Source organism: Parasediminibacterium paludis (genome assembly GCF_042651445.1).
Taxonomy (GTDB): Bacteria; Bacteroidota; Bacteroidia; order Chitinophagales; family Chitinophagaceae; genus Parasediminibacterium; species Parasediminibacterium paludis.
Genome location: NZ_JBHSDC010000012.1, coordinates 251,641 through 269,041 on the forward strand (window position 1 = coordinate 251,641; position 17,401 = coordinate 269,041).

Here is a 17,401-nt window from a genome sequence, read left to right on the forward strand (position 1 = left end):
CTGTTTTTGGGGAAGCTTACAAAGCTGCCTTACGAGAAAATCATCAGATAGAGGTACTTTTCGCTTCTATCCCAAAAGTAGAAACCTGATATAATTTAGAAGTTATTTTATTAGATAGAAATTGGATTTTCAAAAAACCATTATCAGGAAGGAAAAATAAATCTTTTTGAATTTTTAGTATAATAAAGTCTTCAATTTCTGACATTTCGTAGAAATTCTCTAACCAACATATAGCTAATTCCTCGGTTTTAAATTCTTCTACCCAGCAATTACCAGTAGTATTATCAAATGCAATCCACACCTTTTTATCCAAGAAATAACCTTTACACGTATTAAATTTTCGATTTCCTAAATTCTCATTTAAAATTTCATTCGCAATTTTACCGTAATAAATCATAGTTATTATTTTTCTTTTTATAAGTTCCTCTAGAAATAAATTCTATAATTCCTTTATCTCTTAACAATTGTAATTGTTGTCTTATTTTATCTTTTATGAAGTTGTTGTTAGGATATTTAATTCTTAATTCAAATTCAAATTTATAAATATCCTCTAACCTAAATGTTCGAGCAGGAATTAAATCAACATAATTCAAAATGTCGATTAACCAGCCTCTAGATTTATGGTTTACATTTTTCAGAAATTCTGTTTCTTTCCATTTTTCAATGACTAAGTTTCGTTTGATGACTTCTGAATTTTTTACAAGGAAAATTCTTCCTGAAGTAGGAATTTTTTCCAATAAGATATTACAGCCTGTCCATCCAGCACGTTTTGCAGTATCTGAAAGTGGTTTTCTTTTTTCGATAAATTCCGAAACAAAATAATGCTTTGGAATTATCAAAAAATCTTTGACACACCAATTTGATTTATTATAGGTCAAAAAGAAAAAATTGGGATTATTGTCTGCTTCAATTCTATTAATCATAGAATGATATGCACCATCAACTATTTTCTTCGATAGTGAACCGTTCTTACTTTTCAATTCATATTCTTGAGAACAATTCGAACAGTAAAAATCTGCCACAGGTGAATTGTTATTAAACTGTTGTAATTTTTCGTTATTACAATCTAGGCAAAATGAATTTTCTTTAACCCAACTTTCTGTCAATACTCTTGAAATTTGAGAATTGCTGGTGTATTGACTTATCAAATTCAAGTTAAAATGCAAATCCATTATGCTGCACTTTTTAAAAGTTCATTAACTGCACCTCCCCCAACAAATGGTTCAACGTAATTATAGGTAGCTATATTTTTAGGTAGTAGCTCAACTATCGAAGACATGATTTGTCTCTTGCCACCAACCCATTTTAAAAACGGTGTTACTAATTTACTCTTTTTCATTGAATTTTTTTGCTAAAAATATTAGTTCAAAAGTATAATATTATTAGTATTTTAAGAAAGAAAATACATAAAAACTAAAAGATTCATGTATTTTTTCAAAACTAAACGAAATGATTTACTAAAAAGTGTGTTATCGTAAGCTAATTCCGTGGTGTTTACAACTTGTTATTTAAGTTCTATTACGCTAACCCTGTTGATATGCTTATGTATATTTGCCAATTCCTTCTCACCTCAACGACCTTCAAGAAATCAATATATTCAATCAAATTTCCCTCAAAAAATCCCCTTTTCTCAATTTTCAGCTCCCCATTGTACCTATACAATCGGCTGTCTCAACTTGCAGGAAGCTGTCGTACCTGTACAACAAGCTGTTTTAAGTTGCAGGAGTGCATGGTAGTTATACAACAGGCTGCCGCAAGTTGCAGGAAGCCGTTATACCAATTCAATGCACAGCCACGCATTGCAAGACGATATTGTACCTGTACAAAGGACTGCCGACAATAATACACGCGTTGCCTCAGCCGTAATAGCACAGCTTTAACATTATGTTAATAGTATTTAATTTTGTTATTTTATACAAATTCAATTATTTTAGATTTTGTAAATTATTCTTTTCAAGTTAAAAACACATGTTTATGAAACTGTATCCTCTTAATCTCTCACGTTTACAGTATGTAGAATCTGGTCAGTTTATTGTTCGCTATTTAACTGATATCACAAGTGCTGGCATTGTTACCACCACCGATGCTGAGTTTAAAAACTTGCACCAAGCGCTTGTAAGCCAGTCGCCAACGTACAATGATGCGCTTATACAAATAAAAGCAAAGGCAGAATCGGCCATGCTGCTAGACCTAGATGATAAACGTGATAAAAAAATTGTCACTATTCGCAGAGCAGTATCGGTGTACGAATTTTCTGACATAGCGGCCGAACAAGTAGCTTATAGAAACTTAAAAATTGTATTACACAGCTTTGATGGCGTTGAAAAAAGAAATTATGAAGCTGAAACCTTGGGCATTGTTAATTTATTAAGAGAATTGCACAGTACTACTTACGCGCCATTTGTGCAATTACTTGGGCTAGAAAAGTACATTACAGATTTAGAAATCGCTAGCAACCATTTTACAACCATATTTAACAAGCGCTCTAACGATATTATAAGCACGGTGGTATACGATACCAAAGCCTTGCGTGCCAACTTATTAGACAGTTATAAAAACCTTGCAGAGTATGTATTGGTAATGGCTAAAACCAAAAAGAACACCGATTATTATACTAATATTTTGGCTGTCATTAACACTGGCAGACAATACTATGCAGATACTTTGGCAAAAAGAGAAGGTGTTGCAGCAAAGGCAGCAGCGGCTACCCCTGTGACGCCTGCTGGGTAATTCTCTAATCCTAAATGCTTTTTGAAATCTTTGAGATTTAGGTAAAAGTAAAATGCCAACCTATTACGGGTTGGCATTTTACTTTTAGACATACACTATGGCACTTTAGTATAGCCTACAATTATGTATTCAGAATCGCCACGCCAAACGATACTTTTTCTATACTGCTGATATTGCAACGTAACCCGCTGCCCTTGCAGTTTAATTAAGGTATCGGCAATGCTTTTATCGGCTACTGAAAAATAGAATTTTTCGTTTACCAACCCTAAAGACGATTGCGCCATATTGCCTATCATCATTTCGCCTTCGTAGGTTTTAAAAATATTGCCCTTGTGCGATATTTTGGTTAAAACACCCGTTCTGTCGCCATCGCTGTATACATTGTAATAAGACCAATACACGTATACACCAAGGATGATTATAAGCAACAAGGCCAACTTTAATAGGAGATTTCTAAACCAATTATGTTTTTTAATTTTTGGTACATCGGAAAGTGTGTCGATTGCCATAACTTTTTTTCAAACTTATCGTAAATGTGGTTATAAACCGTATTTGTCTACCAAGTAAATTAAACCAGCAATATTTACCGCACCTAATAGCAACTCACGTTTGTTTACATTTTCAAACACATCGGTACGAGCATGGTGAATATCAAAATAACGTTGATTGTCTGGCACAAAACCAGCGATAGGTGTTTTTAATAATGTTTTCAAGGGCCCAATATCGGCACCGCCTCCGCCACTACCCATGGTTTCTGTACCATAAGGTTTTAATAATGGCAACCAAGTATTGGCTTTTTGCAATTGCTCTGGGCTACTGGTAAAGCTAAATCCACGCGGTGTAAAGCCACCTTCATCGCTTTCTATCGCTAGAATGTGTTCTTCGTTATTGGCTTTAGCTGCCTCAGCATATTTGTTACCGCCGCGGCCACCATTTTCTTCATTGGCAAATAATACAAAGCGCAACGTATGTTTTGGCTTGTAGCCAACTGCCACTAGGGCACGCATTACTTCTATGGCTTGCACCACACCTGTACCATCGTCGTGTGCGCCTTCGTTTATATCCCAACTATCTAAGTGCCCCCCAAATGTGATGTATTGATTAGGAAACTCAGTGCCTTTTATTTCACCAATAACATTGTGTCCAATAGTATCTGGTAAAAAATGACCATTTGTAGTAATAGACACTTTTACTTTAGAGGCAGTGGCTAGCTTGTACAAATAATCAGCATCTTGCGTGCCCAAAGCAGCACAAGGTATTTTTGGTAAAGTAGTATCGTAAGCAGTAGCACCTGTGTGCGGATTATTATCTGTTGCCTCTGTTAACGAACGGGTTAATACCGCTACAGCACCGTATTTAGCGGCTTTGCTTGGGCCACCACGACGATAAGCACCAGCTTCACCATAAGATCTACTAGGTACAATATAAGTGGGGTTAAATGGATAATTAAACAATACTATTTTACCCTTAATCTCATCTTTGCGTTTTTCAAGTTCATCAAAATTATTCAGCGCAATCACTTCTGCGGTTAAGCCTTTTAAACCTGTACCAATAGAATTGCCAAGTGCCAAAGCGTCTAATGCTTTGCTGATAGCTTTGTTATCGACCGAAGTAATAACCACTTTGTCTTTACCACCACGCACCCAATGTGGCACCATACATTCTTGCAAAAACACCTTATCCCCTTTGGTGGTTTCCATAGTTTTTTTACCCCATTGTACGGCTTTGGCAAACTGTGGCGAGCCAGCCAAACGACCACCAATGCCTTTGGTTAATTCTCTTAACCAGTCGTAGGCCTTGCCATTGCGCATGATCTCGTCGCTAAGATTTTTAATAAATACCGAATCTTGATTGGTTTGTGCAGCCGCAATAAAGGGCATAGCTAGCAGCAATAAAAAGTATTTTCTCATGTAGTAGATGGTTTAGTATCACTGCGTTACAGCGATGATGATAGGCACTAAGATAATGGTTTGCTGGGTTATGAAATGTTTATAAAATGATAGTCGGACGAACCGCATTGATAAATAGTTGTTATTTGCAAGTTCATAGATGATGGTTTGTAGTCTATGGTTAGACTATTCGCTATCATCCATCAACTATTAACTATATTTTTATGCGTATAGGAATTGTTTGTTACCCTACGTTTGGCGGTAGTGGCGTATTAGCCACAGAATTAGGCAAAGCATTAGCAGATAAAGGGCATCAAGTTCATTTTATTACGTATCAGCAACCTGTAAGGTTGAATGTATACAACGCAAATATTTTTTACCACGAAGTACGTGTACCTACCTATCCACTGTTCGATTATCCACCTTATGAAATTGCACTTGCAAGTACCATGGTGGATGTGATTATGAACTACGATTTAGATTTACTACACGTGCACTATGCCATACCGCATGCATCGGCAGCCTATATGGCAAAGCAAATAATTAAACAAAAGATAGATAGAAACGTACCAGTCATTACCACCTTGCATGGTACAGACATTACATTGGTAGGTAGAGATAAAACTTACGAACCTGTAGTTACTTTTTCGCTAAATGAAAGTGATGCGATTACAGCCGTATCTCAAAACTTAAAAGACGAAACCTATAAAAACTTCCCTATTACCAAGGATATAGAAGTGATACACAATTTTGTAGATGTAAGCAGATTTGATAAAAAACCATTTGATGCGTTTAAGAAAGTAATAGCACCCAATGGCGAGAAAATTGTTGTTCACGCCAGTAATTTTAGAAAAGTAAAGCGTATTGATGATGTGATAAAAGTGTTTGCGGCAATTCGTACGCAAATGCCCGCAAAGCTATTGATGGTAGGTGATGGTCCCGAGCGTCATGCGGCGGAAGAACTGAGCCGCGAATTAGGTGTGTCCGAAGATGTACGTTTTGTGGGCAAGCAAGAGCAAATGGAAGAAATAATGGCGGTAAGCGATCTATTTTTATTACCAAGCGATTATGAAAGTTTTGGTTTATCTGCACTAGAAGCTATGGCCGCAAGAGCGGTAGTGATAAGTACCAATGCAGGCGGCTTGCCAGAAATTAATATCCATGGTGTTACGGGTTTTATGGCCAATGTAGGCGATGTTGCCGCTATGAGCGACTTTGCGGTAGGTATACTACAAAACGATAATCAATTGCAAGCCATGAAAGAAGCTGCCTACAAGCATGCTTGTACATTTGATATAAGCAATATTGTTCCAATTTACGAAACACTTTACAGGCGCTATTGTAGAACTGGGCTTTGTTAATTTTTCGTTTGTTGCTGTACGTTTATTGCTGTACGAAGTCTCTGACTTCGTACTCATTTATTGCTGTACGAAGTCTCTGACTTCGTACTCACTATGTTTAACCAAGTTTGTAAACTCGCAAGAACATATAAAATGCGAAGTCAGAGACTTCGCATAGCTTATTTTGTTTTATAAAATTTATTGACAATTAACTGCTGTATTACCACTGCAAAGCAAACAGATATTACCGCTACCAACATACCGCCGGCTACATCTTTAGGAAAGTGCTGTGCTAAATAAACCCTAGAATAACCTACTGCCAAAGCATAAGTAAAGCCCACAGGAACAATCCATTTTTTATGAATAAACAAACAGACTGTTAAAAACAAGGTAAAAGCCGCTGTGGTATGGCCTGAAGGGAAACTATTTACCGAATGCAACACCACCCCCTTTACTGAGTGATACAAGCTAGCATCGGTAATAGCTTTTGATGGTCTTGGTTGTTCGGGCAAAGCGCTTTTAATGCCCTGTGCCAATAGTGTTGAAATAGTAAAGGCCGCTAGTAATAATGGAAAGAAATGTCTACGAAAAAGCAGTACTATGATCGCTGCGACAATCCATTGTACGACTTCTGCAAAATTTGTAATAGAAGTAAACACTATATCTGCTGCAGCGCCTAAATCGTGGTTTACCAATAAGAAAAAAGGGATGGTACCAAGTATTCCATTCATGATAAACAAAATGGTGGCACTCACTATGCAGATAACACTTGCGATTACAAAGTTTGAATAACTGAGTTTGGATGGTATCATATTAAATAGACTGTAATATTTCAATGGCAGCATCAGGTATAGCCGCTTTCCTTTTATTGGTATAATCAAAGCTCATCATACCTGTTTTTGCTTTACCGGCAATAGCAGTAACGCCATCTTTTTCTACTTCTAATAGATAGAATAAATCAAAGCCAATTCTATCAAAGCCTGTAGCGGCTACGGATATTTTTACTGTATCGCCATATACCATTTCTTTTTTAAACTCTATGGCTGCGTCGGCCATAATTAGGCCTACACCCATCACATCCATTTCGCTAAAACCCTTGCTAGCTAAGAATCGTAGCCTTGCTTCGTGTACTAAAGACAAAAAAGAATCGTTACCAACATGGCCACCGTAATTAACATCTGTTATACGAATGGGTATATTGGTAGAAAAAGAAAAGGTTTCTGGTAAATGTATTTTTATGCGTTCCATATGTATGATGAAATGATTGTAATGATTGACAATGATTGTTGTACTTTCAAAAAGGCTATCAATTTATCTGTTGCTTTTTTACGGTGGCTAAATTGATTCTTCTCTTCAATAGTCATTTCAGCAAAGGTTTTAGTGCTGCCGTTAGGTACAAACACAGGATCGTAGCCAAAGCCTTTTAAGCCTTTTTGGTGGGTAATAATATTGCCTTCGCAAATACCTTCAAACAAGTGCTCTAGGTTGTTGAGTATTAGAGAAATGACCGTTCTAAATTGTGCTTTTCTATTCGTAATACCTTCGAGGTTTGCCAATAGCTTATCAATATTTGCTTGAAAATCTCTACCCTCTCCTGCATATCTAGCGCTTTTTACACCAGGTTCACCATTTAAAGCAGCAACTTCAAGGCCAGTATCTTCACTAAATACGTTATTGCCCGTTAAGCGATAAATAGTAGTAGACTTTTCTGTTGCATTGGCTTCCAAAGTATCATGTGGTTCGGGTATATCTATAGCAATACCAGCATCCTTCAAGGTTACTATATTAAAATGCTCACCTATTACCACTTTTATTTCATCAACCTTGTGTTGGTTATTGGTGGCGAATATTAACCGCTGATTTGCATGATTGATATGATTTTGCATAATTGTATCCCAGTTTAAATGAATATCTTGATGTTACCCGTGGTTTCTAAATCATTTTACTCAGCATTCTAAATATTGAACATTTTTTTTAAACTTAACCATAGCCTACTTTTTTCCATTTTCACGGCATCGGTATTGCCAAGCATCAAAGCCAATGAAGGCGCTAGCAAAAACTGCGTACTCCCAAATTGTTGTAGCTGATAAAATGGCATTGTAAAAGGTAATTGAATTTGTTGCGTTGCCACATCGAACAATATAAAATGTTTTGGGGCTAATTGCTGCTGAAAGTCGGCGAATAGCATTGAATTATTCGCATGGTTAACGATGGCAACGTCGCCTAAATTCAATTTACAAGCGCCTAAAATATTGCTTAAAAATTGCAGCCATTCATCTCTTAAATATACCGATTCTATATCATTTACCAATATCACAATATGCTTTTGGTTATCGCCAAGAAACCATTTTTTTGGTACTGGTAAGGATGTTTTTTTAATAGCTGGCGAAATGGTTGTGTCGGCTGGCATTGATTGCGAAGCAGCAACTACTTGAGTATTAGGCGGCCCAACTATATCGTTAACTATAACCAAATTATCTCTAAAAAAGTCAACCAACACAAAGTCGGGCAATTCAATATTTCCAAACTTATTATTCATCAACAAATATTAACGGTTGTTAGTTTTTTATTTTTCTGTTTATTTGCATCAAATATATAACGTTATGACGGCAGCATTGGACATTGTAATTACAAAAGCAGAAAGCAGTAAGTTAAACGACTTGAATTTAGAAAACATCCCTTTTGGTAAATATTTCACAGACCATATGTTAGAAGCTACTTTTGAAGATGGCGAATGGTCAAGTGTAGAAATTAAGCCATATCAACCTTTGTCTTGCGATCCTTCAACGGCTGTTTTCCATTATGGTCAAGCCATTTTTGAAGGTATTAAAGCTTATAAAAATGCTGCGGGAGAAGCGTCCATTTTTCGACCTTACGATAATCACAAACGTTTTAATAAATCGGCAGATAGAATGAGTATGCCTTCAGTTCCTGAAGAAATATTTATTGAAGGCATGCGAAAATTGGTGGAAATAGATAGCGATTGGATACCTGCTAAAAAAGAACATTCATTGTATATCCGCCCATTTATGATTGGTATTGATGCTGTTTTGGGCGTAAAACCTTGCGAGACATACAAATTCATAATCATATTAAGCCCTACAGGTCCTTACTATGCTGAGCCAATGAAAATTTACATTGAAGATACCTACACCCGTGCTGCTCCTGGCGGCGTGGGTTTTTCTAAAAATGCAGGTAATTATGGTGGCAGCATGAAAGCGGCTTTAGAGGCAAAAGCGCTTGGCTACGACCAAGTATTGTGGACCGATGCATTTGAACACAAATGGTTGCAAGAAGTAGGCATGATGAATGTGATTTTTGTTATTAACGATACTGCCATTACGCCATCGCTTGAAGAAGGCACCATCTTAGAAGGTGTTACACGCAGCAGCGCATTGACAATTTTAAGAGAAATGGGCTTAAAAGTAGAAGAAAGAAGAATTAATATAGACGAATTAATTGCTGCTTATCATTCTGGTGCTTTAAAAGAAGCTTTTGGTGTAGGTACTGCTGCAACTGTAGCACCTATTAAAGAGTTTGGCAGTAGCAATATTAAAATGGAATTAGATGTAAAAAACGCAGTGGTAGCGAAAGAAATTAAGCGCCAATTGGATGCTATTCGCTACAGTGAGGTTGCAGATAGACACAATTGGTTATTTAAGATATAAGTTTCAAAAATAAGCACAGTTACATTTTATAATATTTCTGCTAAAAAAAGCGTTTTTATTTAAAGGTAACAACTACAAACTATTGATTTTTAATCGTTTTCAGTCATAAAGAGGACAGCGTAAATTAAATTTTTAAAATAGAGCTTTAAATTATTTGGAAGATAATGTAGACTCTGTTACTTTTGCCGTCCGAAAAAAAATAAAGGTTAGAATGCCTACAATACAACAATTAGTAAGAAAAGGTCGCGAAATTATCAGAGCAAAGAGCAAATCAAGAGCTTTAGACGCGTGCCCACAACGCCGTGGTGTTTGCACCAGGGTTTATACAACAACACCTAAAAAACCAAACTCTGCGTTACGTAAAGTAGCCAAAGTGCGTTTAACAAACAAAATTGAGGTGATTGCCTATATCCCAGGTGAAGGTCACAACTTACAAGAACACTCAATCGTGTTGATTCGTGGTGGTCGTGTGAAAGACTTACCAGGTGTACGTTACCATATTGTACGTGGTAGTTTAGATACTGCTGGCGTTAAAGATCGTAAGCAAAGCCGTAGTAAATATGGTACCAAGCGCGCGAAGAAAGGCGCTGTACCAGCACCAACAGGAAAAAAGAAATAATTTAAAAAGTTTACAATATTTAAGCCATGCGTAAAGCACAAGCCAAAAAATTACCTTTAGCACCAGACGGTCGTTTTAACGATAAATTGGTAACACGCTTCATTAATAATTTAATGTGGGAAGGTAAAAAAAGTACTGCCATCACTATTTTTTATGATGCAGTAGATAAAGTCTCTAAAATTACTAATGAAGACGGATACGAAGTTTGGAAAAAAGCATTATCAAATGTAACGCCAGCTGTAGAAGTTAGAAGCCGCAGAATTGGTGGTTCTACTTTTCAAATTCCATCAGAAGTACGTGCTGATAGAAAAATATCTTTGAGTATCAAATGGTTAATCCGTTATAGTCGTGAAAGAAATGGCCGTACCATGGCAGATAAACTAGCGAATGAAATTATAGCAGCTAGTAAAGGTGAAGGTGCTGCTTTCAAAAAGAAAGAAGATATCCACCGTATGGCAGAAGCTAACAAAGCTTTTTCCCACTTCAAAGTTTAATTACTTTATTTTATTATACAAAACCTCGAAATATTTCGAGGTTTTTTTTTACACTAATGGCAGTAAATATCCATACTTTCAACCTAATAATCAATTGGTATGCAATTATGAAACTAAACCCATTTATTAAAAGACTGCCAAATTTTCCCTTTTTTACTCGTGGCAAAAAAATTGAACACTATAAGCAACAACAGAAAAATATGGAAGAAAAAGACTTAAACACGCAGAACGACACATTTAACGACACGCTGAATATTAATGCTGACGAAAATGCAGCAGGTTCTACACATTTAAACGAACCTGTTGAAGAAGAAAATCAGATACAAAAATTACAAGACGAGATTAATGAACAGAAAGACAAGTATTTACGCTTAATGGCTGAGTTTGATAATTTCCGACGTAGAACAGCGAAAGAAAGATTAGAAACCATTCAAACTGCAGGTAAAGATGTAGTCATTAGTTTATTAGATGTTTTAGATGATTGTGACCGTGCGGAAAAACAATTACAAACAAGCGATAACATCGAGTTACAGAAAGAGGGTATCCAGCTGGTATTTAATAAAATACGTAGCACCTTACAGTCAAAAGGTGTTAAGGTAATGGACAGTATTAATACAGAGTTTGATGTTGAAAAACACGAGGCCATTACCGAAATTCCTGCTCCTACAGAAGCTTTAAAAGGTAAAGTATTAGACGAGGTAACCAAAGGCTATTATTTAAATGATAAGATTATTCGTTTTGCTAAAGTGGTTGTAGGTAAGTAAATAAGTTAAAGTAGATTATTATAGTATGTCGAAAAGAGATTTTTACGAAATATTAGGCGTCAACAAAAGCGCTTCAGCGGATGAAATAAAAAAAGCATACCGTAAAACTGCTATGCAATACCACCCAGATAGAAATCCAGGTGATAAAGCAGCAGAAGAGAAGTTTAAGGAAGCCGCCGAAGCTTACGAAGTACTTAGCGATGCTGATAAAAAAGCGAAATATGACCGATTTGGTCATCAGGCTTTTGGACCTGGTATGGGCGGCGGCAGAAGCGGTGCACCTAATATGGACGATATTTTTAGTCAATTTGGTGATATTTTTGGAGATGAAGGGTTTGGAAGTTTTTTTGGTGGCGGCGGTGGCCGCAGCCGAGGTGGTGGTGGCAGGCAAAGAGGTCAGCGAGGCAGCAATCTTCGCATAAAAATGAAGTTAACTTTTGAAGAAATTGCAAAAGGCGTCACCAAAAATGTAAAAGTTAAAAAGAATGTTATTTGTACAACTTGTGCTGGTAGCGGTGCAAAGGACAAGAATAGCGTACAAACCTGCCAAACTTGCGGCGGTAACGGTCAAGTAAAACGCGTTACTAACACCTTTTTAGGACAAATGCAGACCGTAACCACCTGTCCTACTTGTAATGGTGAGGGACAAATAGTAACCGCCAAATGCGGTAGTTGTAGAGGCGAAGGAAGGGTATTTGGCGAGGAAACTATTAGCATAGACATTCCTGCTGGTGTTCAAGAAGGTATGCAACTGAGTATGAGTGGCAAGGGGAATGCTGGCGAAAGAGGTGGTATGGCTGGTGATTTAATTATTCAAATTGAAGAAGAAGCGCATGCTGAACTCGTACGAGATGGATTGAATGTGGCTTATGATTTGCATATTTCTTTCCCGGATGCGGCTTTTGGTACCAATGTAGAAGTACCAACTATCGATGGAAGAGCGAAAATCAAAATTCCTGCAGGTACGCAAAGTGGAAAGATTTTCCGTTTAAAAGGCAAAGGCTTTCCTGAAGTACAAGGCTACGCCAAAGGCGATCAATTGGTGTATGTAAACGTATGGACGCCTCAAGACTTAACAGGCGAAGAGAAGGCAATTTTAGAGAAATTGAATAACAGCAATAACTTTAAACCAAAGCCTGATAAAAATAACAAGAGCTTTTTTGAAAGAGTAAAAGAAGCATTTAATTAAATAAAAATCCCCGATAATTCGGGGATTTTTATTTAATTACTATCTATAGGAATGTTTCCAAAAAATTGAGAAGACCAAAAAATCCCCATTCAAAAACTGAACAGGGATTTTAGCTTTATTAATACGTTGAGAATTAATCTTCAACTTTTACTTTGCCTTTACTTTTAGCAATAACTTCCTCAGCTATATTGTTTGGTGCTGGGTTGTAGTGGCTAAATTCCATTGTACTTGCAGCACGGCCAGAAGACAATGAGCGTAATTGTGTTACATAACCAAACATTTCGCTTAATGGAACTTTAGCTTTAATAACCTGTGCATTACCACGGCTATCCATACCCTCCATCATACCACGACGACGGTTTAAGTCACCAGTAACATCACCCATGTATTGGTCTGGCGTAACAACCTCCACTTTCATGATTGGCTCAAGCAAAGTTGGCTTTGCTTTTCTACCTGCTTCACGGTAACCAGATTTTGCACATAATTCAAAGCTCATCGCATCACTATCCACTTGGTGGAAGCTACCGTCGAATACTTTTACTCTCATGCTTACCACTGGATAACCAGCTAAAACACCTGTTGTCATTGCAGACTCAAAGCCTTTTTGGATGGCAGGAACAAATTCTTTAGGGATAGAACCACCAAATAATGCGTTCACAAATTGGAAGTTTTTACCTGGATTTTCTTTAATCCAATCTTCATCAGCAGGCCCAATCTCGAATTGAATATCAGCGAATTTACCACGACCACCAGATTGTTTTTTCAACACCTCACGGTGTGTAACAGTATTCGCAAATGATTCTTTATAAGCAACTTGTGGGTTACCTTGGTTTACTTCTACCTTAAATTCGCGACGCATACGGTCTACAATAATTTCAAGGTGTAATTCTCCCATACCACTTAAAATGGTTTGACCAGAATCTTCATCAGTGTTTACACGCAATGTAGGATCTTCTTCAACCAATTTAGCAATAGCCATACCCATTTTATCTACGTCTGCTTGTGTTTTAGGCTCAACAGCTACAGAGATAACTGGTTCTGGAATAAACATATTTTCAAGTGCAATTGGGTGATTTTCATCACATAATGTATCACCTGTTTTAATTTCTTTAAAACCAACTGCAGCAGCAATATCACCAGCTTCAATAAAGTCGATAGGATTTTGCTTATTAGCAAACATTTTCATAATACGGCTAATACGCTCTTTTTTACCACTTCTTACATTTAACACATAAGAACCAGCATCTAAGTGACCAGAGTAGCAACGGAAGAATGCCAAACGACCTACAAAAGGATCGGTCATAATTTTGAACGCCAAAGCAGAGAAAGGTGCTTTTGCATCCGCTTTACGCGTTTCTTGTAAACCAGTATCAGGGTTGGTACCTACAGTATCTTCAATATCAACAGGACTAGGCAAGTAACGACATACGGCATCTAAAGCAGTTTGTACCCCTTTATTTTTAAATGAAGAACCGCACATCATTGGAACGATACTTAAATCGATACAAGCTTTACGAATCGCTTCATGCATTTCATCTTCAGTAATGCTATTTGGATCTTCGAAGAATTTCTCCATCAAAGTATCATCATATTCAGCAACAGCTTCAACTAAACTAGCTCTCCACTCATTTGCTTCGTCTACCATATCAGCAGGTACATCAATCTCGTCAAAAGTCATACCTTCTGTTTCCATATGCCAGATGATACCTTTCATTTTAATCAAATCTACCACACCTTTAAAATCGTCTTCAGCACCAATTGGCAATTGTAATGGTACAGCTTTAGCACCCAACATTTCTTTAACTTGGTTTACCACCATCAAGAAATCAGCACCACTTCTATCCATTTTATTTACGAAACCAATACGTGGAACCTTGTAACGGTTTGCTTGGCGCCATACAGTTTCAGATTGCGGCTCAACACCATCCACCGCGCTAAACAAGGCAATCAAACCATCCAATACACGCATACTACGTTCTACCTCTACAGTGAAATCTACGTGACCGGGGGTATCAATAATATTAAAAGAATAAGGTTTAGTTTCTGCTGTTTTAACACCTTTATTGGTAGGAAAATTCCACTGACAGCTAACCGCCGCAGATGTAATAGTAATACCACGTTCTTTTTCTTGCTCCATCCAGTCAGTGGTAGCAGCACCATCGTGCACCTCACCAATCTTGTGGATCATACCGGTATAGCGTAAAATACGCTCGGTAGTAGTGGTTTTACCAGCATCAATGTGAGCGGCAATACCAAAGTTTCTCTGAAATTTTAAGTCAGCCATAACGCTTTGTTATTTTGTTTGTATGATTTTTTTGTTTTCGTGAAACCAGCTTTTAGCCCTCTGTTGTATCGCCTGTTGCGTCGCACACTTGTACTGTAACAATTCAATGCAACAAAGAACACCCAATTTTTTCGAGCCGCAAAGGTAAGGGTTTACCTTATTGAAAAACTAGGTAACTATTTTTTAATTATAACGCAAATAGTTCTTCAAATCTTACTGAAATAAAAAGTGTGTTCAACTTGTGTAATGATTTAAAGTTTAAGTATTTATATACTTTTTTAGAGCAGATTTATATAATTATTTAATATTACATACTATAAATATCAGGTTATTTGCCAATCAATCGTATAAGGAACCGATTTGATGTTTATAGTTTCGCAAATATCCTACTCGTACAATTTACGCTTCACTTCATTGTATTCATTCCAAATTTCTTGCACAATTTCTGAAGCTGGCTTAATAGATGTTATTAAAGCACTCACTTGCCCAATTTCCAATTCGCCTTCTACTAAATCGCCTTCAAACATGCCTCGCTTAGCCCTGCCCTTACCAAGCTTATGTTTCATATAATTAACACTTATACCATGTTCTTCGCCAAATTTCATCTCTTCAGAAAACTGATTTCGCAATAATCTCACAGGAACTAAGCGTTTCATTTGTAAATAAGTGTCTCCTTCTTCTGCTTTTATCACCGCTTGTTTAAATGCAATGTGTGAGGACGCTTCCGGTGTACATACAAAGCGACTACCAATTTGTACCGCTTCTGCGCCTAATGCCATTGCTGCAAGCATTTGTCTGCCAGTAGCAATACCACCGGCAGCAATTACAGGAATACTAACAGCTTTTGATACAGCAGGTACCAACACCATTGTTGTTGTTTCTTCTCTACCATTGTGGCCACCTGCTTCAAAGCCTTCTGCCACAACAGCATCGCAGCCAGCCGCTTGGGCTTTTATTGCAAACTTGCTACTGCCCACTACATGCACTACTGTAATGCCATGCGCTTTTAGCTTGGCAGTATACGTTTTTGGGTCGCCAGCACTTGTAAATATAATAGGTACTTTTTCAGCTATAATTATCTCAATATGTTTATCTATTTCAGGATACAGCAACGGTAAGTTTACACCAAAAGGCTTATTAGTGGCGGCTTTGCATTTAGTAATATGTTCTTGTAATACTCCGGGGTGCATACTGCCTGCACCTATCAAACCTAAGCCGCCAGCATTGCTTACAGCACTTGCCAGTTTCCAGCCACTAGCCCATACCATACCAGCTTGAATGATGGGCAATTGAATATTGAACAAAGTAGTAATTCTATTAGTCATATCATCCCGCATTTAGTTAAACCATAAAGGATAAAATATTGCTAATCTTGCTGGCATGTTCTATTTTTTCAGGACTACGCTTCTACCATTTCACTGAGGTATTGTTTTTCTTCTTTAAATGCCTTTCTTGGTTTTAAACCGAGTAGTTCAAACATGGCATTATCTTCATCAAAGCTCGGGTTTGGTGTAGTTAATAATTTATCACCAGCAAAAATTGAATTAGCGCCAGCCATAAAACACATCGCTTGTTCGCTTATACTCATATCGGTTCTACCGGCACTTAAGCGCACCATGGTTTTGGGCATTAAAATACGTGCAGTTGCTATCATACGAATCATATCCCAAACCACCACTTTTTCGTTATTTTCAAGTGGCGTACCTTTTATAGCAACCAATGCATTGATAGGCACACTTTCAGGATGTTCTGGCATATTGCTTAATGTATGCAACATTCTAATCCTATCTTCATGTGTTTCGCCTAAGCCAATAATACCACCGCAACAAACAGTAACGCCAGCTTTGCGTACATTGTCTAATGTTTGTAAACGGTCATCGTAAGTACGTGTGGTAATAATTTCGCTATAATGTTCTTTACTTGTATCTAAGTTGTGGTTATAAGCATACAAACCAGCTTCTGCTAGTCTTTCTGCCTGACTTTCGGTAAGCATGCCCAAAGTGCAACAAACTTCCATGCCTAATTCATTAACGCCTTTTACCATATCTAGCACACGGTCAAAATCGCGATTGTCACGCACTTCACGCCAAGCCGCGCCCATGCAAAAGCGTGTACTACCAGCTTCTTTGGCTTTTTGGGCATATTGTAATACGTCTTCTTTTTTCATTAGTGCCTGTACATCTACCCCCGTGTTGTAGCGGGCTGCTTGTGGGCAATAGGAACAATCTTCGCTGCACCCACCCGTTTTTATACTCAATAAGGTACACACTTGTACTTCTGCCGTATCGTTGTATTGTCTGTGTAAAGTAGCTGCCTTAAACACCAATTCTAGCAACGGTGTGTTGTAGATATCATGAATTTCTTGAAGTGACCAATTATTGCGAATGTCTTGCATCATTAAAGTGACTGTTGAAACGCAAATAT

General features: G+C 37.4%; 19 protein-coding genes. 7 read left to right on the forward strand and 12 right to left on the reverse strand.

The window, feature by feature from the left end; all coding sequences use genetic code 11:
* Window positions 1–43: 43 nt before the first annotated feature.
* Genes ACFOW1_RS07875 through ACFOW1_RS07885 form a run of 3 tightly spaced genes read right to left on the reverse strand, consistent with a single transcriptional unit; the run spans window position 44 to window position 1,339 of the window.
* Window positions 44–397 carry a hypothetical protein gene (locus tag ACFOW1_RS07875; protein ID WP_379013401.1) on the reverse strand — a complete coding sequence of 118 codons (354 nt, stop codon included), beginning with the start codon at window positions 395–397 and terminating at the stop codon, window positions 44–46.
* A complete protein-coding gene (locus tag ACFOW1_RS07880) occupies window positions 381–1,172 on the reverse strand; it encodes a DpnI domain-containing protein (RefSeq protein ID WP_379013402.1) in 792 nt (263 codons plus the stop codon). Before ACFOW1_RS07880 ends, ACFOW1_RS07875 begins: the two co-directional genes overlap by 17 nt.
* Window positions 1,172–1,339 (reverse strand): DNA adenine methylase, encoded by a 168-nt coding sequence (locus ACFOW1_RS07885; RefSeq protein ID WP_379013403.1) that lies wholly within the window; start codon window positions 1,337–1,339, stop codon window positions 1,172–1,174. Before ACFOW1_RS07885 ends, ACFOW1_RS07880 begins: the two co-directional genes overlap by 1 nt.
* A gap of 635 nt (window positions 1,340–1,974) precedes the next feature.
* Here ACFOW1_RS07885 and ACFOW1_RS07890 point away from each other — a divergent pair.
* Entirely contained in the window at window positions 1,975–2,730 is a 756-nt protein-coding gene (locus tag ACFOW1_RS07890; protein ID WP_379013404.1) for a DUF6261 family protein, read from the forward strand.
* Window positions 2,731–2,825: 95 nt separating this feature from the next.
* Here ACFOW1_RS07890 and ACFOW1_RS07895 read toward each other — a convergent pair whose 3' ends face one another.
* Window positions 2,826–3,239, reverse strand: a complete 414-nt coding sequence (locus ACFOW1_RS07895) for a hypothetical protein (RefSeq protein WP_379013405.1) — start codon at window positions 3,237–3,239, stop codon at window positions 2,826–2,828.
* A 30-nt stretch (window positions 3,240–3,269) separates the two neighbouring features.
* Window positions 3,270–4,640, reverse strand: coding sequence for a M20/M25/M40 family metallo-hydrolase (locus tag ACFOW1_RS07900; RefSeq protein ID WP_379013406.1), 1,371 nt, complete (start codon window positions 4,638–4,640; stop codon window positions 3,270–3,272).
* 203 nt (window positions 4,641–4,843) lie between these two features.
* On the opposite strand from ACFOW1_RS07900, the gene bshA reads away from it, so the two are divergent.
* Window positions 4,844–5,980 carry an N-acetyl-alpha-D-glucosaminyl L-malate synthase BshA gene (gene bshA / locus ACFOW1_RS07905; protein WP_379013407.1) on the forward strand — a complete coding sequence of 379 codons (1,137 nt, stop codon included), beginning with the start codon at window positions 4,844–4,846 and terminating at the stop codon, window positions 5,978–5,980.
* A 158-nt stretch (window positions 5,981–6,138) separates the two neighbouring features.
* Here bshA and ACFOW1_RS07910 read toward each other — a convergent pair whose 3' ends face one another.
* The 4 genes from ACFOW1_RS07910 to ACFOW1_RS07925 form a co-directional block, all read right to left on the reverse strand.
* Window positions 6,139–6,771: a phosphatase PAP2 family protein gene (locus ACFOW1_RS07910; protein ID WP_379013408.1), complete on the reverse strand. Its 633-nt coding sequence runs from the start codon at window positions 6,769–6,771 to the stop codon at window positions 6,139–6,141.
* Between the two features lies 1 nt (window position 6,772).
* Window positions 6,773–7,207: an acyl-CoA thioesterase gene (locus tag ACFOW1_RS07915; protein WP_379013410.1), complete on the reverse strand. Its 435-nt coding sequence runs from the start codon at window positions 7,205–7,207 to the stop codon at window positions 6,773–6,775.
* Window positions 7,195–7,845, reverse strand: coding sequence for an RdgB/HAM1 family non-canonical purine NTP pyrophosphatase (rdgB, locus tag ACFOW1_RS07920; RefSeq protein WP_379013411.1), 651 nt, complete (start codon window positions 7,843–7,845; stop codon window positions 7,195–7,197). Before rdgB ends, ACFOW1_RS07915 begins: the two co-directional genes overlap by 13 nt.
* Before the next feature lie 68 nt (window positions 7,846–7,913).
* Window positions 7,914–8,498: a hypothetical protein gene (locus tag ACFOW1_RS07925; RefSeq protein WP_379013413.1), complete on the reverse strand. Its 585-nt coding sequence runs from the start codon at window positions 8,496–8,498 to the stop codon at window positions 7,914–7,916.
* Window positions 8,499–8,562: 64 nt separating this feature from the next.
* On the opposite strand from ACFOW1_RS07925, the gene ACFOW1_RS07930 reads away from it, so the two are divergent.
* The 5 genes from ACFOW1_RS07930 to dnaJ all read left to right on the forward strand — a co-directional run bounded on the left by ACFOW1_RS07930 (window position 8,563) and on the right by dnaJ (window position 12,693).
* Complete coding sequence (locus ACFOW1_RS07930) at window positions 8,563–9,627, forward strand: branched-chain amino acid aminotransferase (protein WP_379013415.1); 1,065 nt, start codon at window positions 8,563–8,565, stop codon at window positions 9,625–9,627.
* Window positions 9,628–9,838: 211 nt separating this feature from the next.
* A complete protein-coding gene (gene rpsL, locus ACFOW1_RS07935; protein ID WP_379013416.1) occupies window positions 9,839–10,246 on the forward strand; it encodes a 30S ribosomal protein S12 in 408 nt (135 codons plus the stop codon).
* 26 nt (window positions 10,247–10,272) lie between these two features.
* Window positions 10,273–10,740: a 30S ribosomal protein S7 gene (gene rpsG / locus ACFOW1_RS07940; protein ID WP_379013418.1), complete on the forward strand. Its 468-nt coding sequence runs from the start codon at window positions 10,273–10,275 to the stop codon at window positions 10,738–10,740.
* 107 nt (window positions 10,741–10,847) lie between these two features.
* Window positions 10,848–11,504 (forward strand): nucleotide exchange factor GrpE, encoded by a 657-nt coding sequence (locus ACFOW1_RS07945; RefSeq protein ID WP_379013419.1) that lies wholly within the window; start codon window positions 10,848–10,850, stop codon window positions 11,502–11,504.
* A gap of 25 nt (window positions 11,505–11,529) precedes the next feature.
* Window positions 11,530–12,693, forward strand: coding sequence for a molecular chaperone DnaJ (gene dnaJ, locus ACFOW1_RS07950; protein ID WP_379013421.1), 1,164 nt, complete (start codon window positions 11,530–11,532; stop codon window positions 12,691–12,693).
* A 133-nt stretch (window positions 12,694–12,826) separates the two neighbouring features.
* Here dnaJ and fusA read toward each other — a convergent pair whose 3' ends face one another.
* The 3 genes from fusA to bioB form a co-directional block, all read right to left on the reverse strand.
* Entirely contained in the window at window positions 12,827–14,977 is a 2,151-nt protein-coding gene (gene fusA / locus ACFOW1_RS07955) for an elongation factor G (RefSeq protein ID WP_379013422.1), read from the reverse strand.
* 386 nt (window positions 14,978–15,363) lie between these two features.
* On the reverse strand, window positions 15,364–16,302 hold the full coding sequence (locus ACFOW1_RS07960) for an NAD(P)H-dependent flavin oxidoreductase (RefSeq protein ID WP_379013424.1): 939 nt from the start codon (window positions 16,300–16,302) through the stop codon (window positions 15,364–15,366).
* A 74-nt stretch (window positions 16,303–16,376) separates the two neighbouring features.
* Complete coding sequence (gene bioB / locus ACFOW1_RS07965; RefSeq protein WP_379013426.1) at window positions 16,377–17,375, reverse strand: biotin synthase BioB; 999 nt, start codon at window positions 17,373–17,375, stop codon at window positions 16,377–16,379.
* Between the last annotated feature and the right edge of the window lie 26 nt (window positions 17,376–17,401).

Excerpts from the sequence above, each read along its gene's own strand:
- ACFOW1_RS07890 (WP_379013404.1), top strand. The coding sequence starts at position 1,975 with ATGAAACTGTATCCTCTTAATCTCTCACGTTTACAGTATGTAGAATCT.
- ACFOW1_RS07880 (WP_379013402.1), bottom strand. The coding sequence starts at position 1,172 with ATGGATTTGCATTTTAACTTGAATTTGATAAGTCAATACACCAGCAAT.
- ACFOW1_RS07910 (WP_379013408.1), bottom strand. The coding sequence starts at position 6,771 with ATGATACCATCCAAACTCAGTTATTCAAACTTTGTAATCGCAAGTGTT.
- bshA (WP_379013407.1), top strand. The coding sequence starts at position 4,844 with ATGCGTATAGGAATTGTTTGTTACCCTACGTTTGGCGGTAGTGGCGTA.
- ACFOW1_RS07945 (WP_379013419.1), top strand. The coding sequence starts at position 10,848 with ATGAAACTAAACCCATTTATTAAAAGACTGCCAAATTTTCCCTTTTTT.
- ACFOW1_RS07900 (WP_379013406.1), bottom strand. The coding sequence starts at position 4,640 with ATGAGAAAATACTTTTTATTGCTGCTAGCTATGCCCTTTATTGCGGCT.
- ACFOW1_RS07960 (WP_379013424.1), bottom strand. The coding sequence starts at position 16,302 with ATGACTAATAGAATTACTACTTTGTTCAATATTCAATTGCCCATCATT.
- ACFOW1_RS07915 (WP_379013410.1), bottom strand. The coding sequence starts at position 7,207 with ATGGAACGCATAAAAATACATTTACCAGAAACCTTTTCTTTTTCTACC.
- ACFOW1_RS07885 (WP_379013403.1), bottom strand. The coding sequence starts at position 1,339 with ATGAAAAAGAGTAAATTAGTAACACCGTTTTTAAAATGGGTTGGTGGC.
- rpsG (WP_379013418.1), top strand. The coding sequence starts at position 10,273 with ATGCGTAAAGCACAAGCCAAAAAATTACCTTTAGCACCAGACGGTCGT.
- ACFOW1_RS07875 (WP_379013401.1), bottom strand. The coding sequence starts at position 397 with ATGATTTATTACGGTAAAATTGCGAATGAAATTTTAAATGAGAATTTA.
- rpsL (WP_379013416.1), top strand. The coding sequence starts at position 9,839 with ATGCCTACAATACAACAATTAGTAAGAAAAGGTCGCGAAATTATCAGA.
- ACFOW1_RS07925 (WP_379013413.1), bottom strand. The coding sequence starts at position 8,498 with ATGAATAATAAGTTTGGAAATATTGAATTGCCCGACTTTGTGTTGGTT.
- fusA (WP_379013422.1), bottom strand. The coding sequence starts at position 14,977 with ATGGCTGACTTAAAATTTCAGAGAAACTTTGGTATTGCCGCTCACATT.
- rdgB (WP_379013411.1), bottom strand. The coding sequence starts at position 7,845 with ATGCAAAATCATATCAATCATGCAAATCAGCGGTTAATATTCGCCACC.
- ACFOW1_RS07895 (WP_379013405.1), bottom strand. The coding sequence starts at position 3,239 with ATGGCAATCGACACACTTTCCGATGTACCAAAAATTAAAAAACATAAT.
- dnaJ (WP_379013421.1), top strand. The coding sequence starts at position 11,530 with ATGTCGAAAAGAGATTTTTACGAAATATTAGGCGTCAACAAAAGCGCT.
- ACFOW1_RS07930 (WP_379013415.1), top strand. The coding sequence starts at position 8,563 with ATGACGGCAGCATTGGACATTGTAATTACAAAAGCAGAAAGCAGTAAG.
- bioB (WP_379013426.1), bottom strand. The coding sequence starts at position 17,375 with ATGATGCAAGACATTCGCAATAATTGGTCACTTCAAGAAATTCATGAT.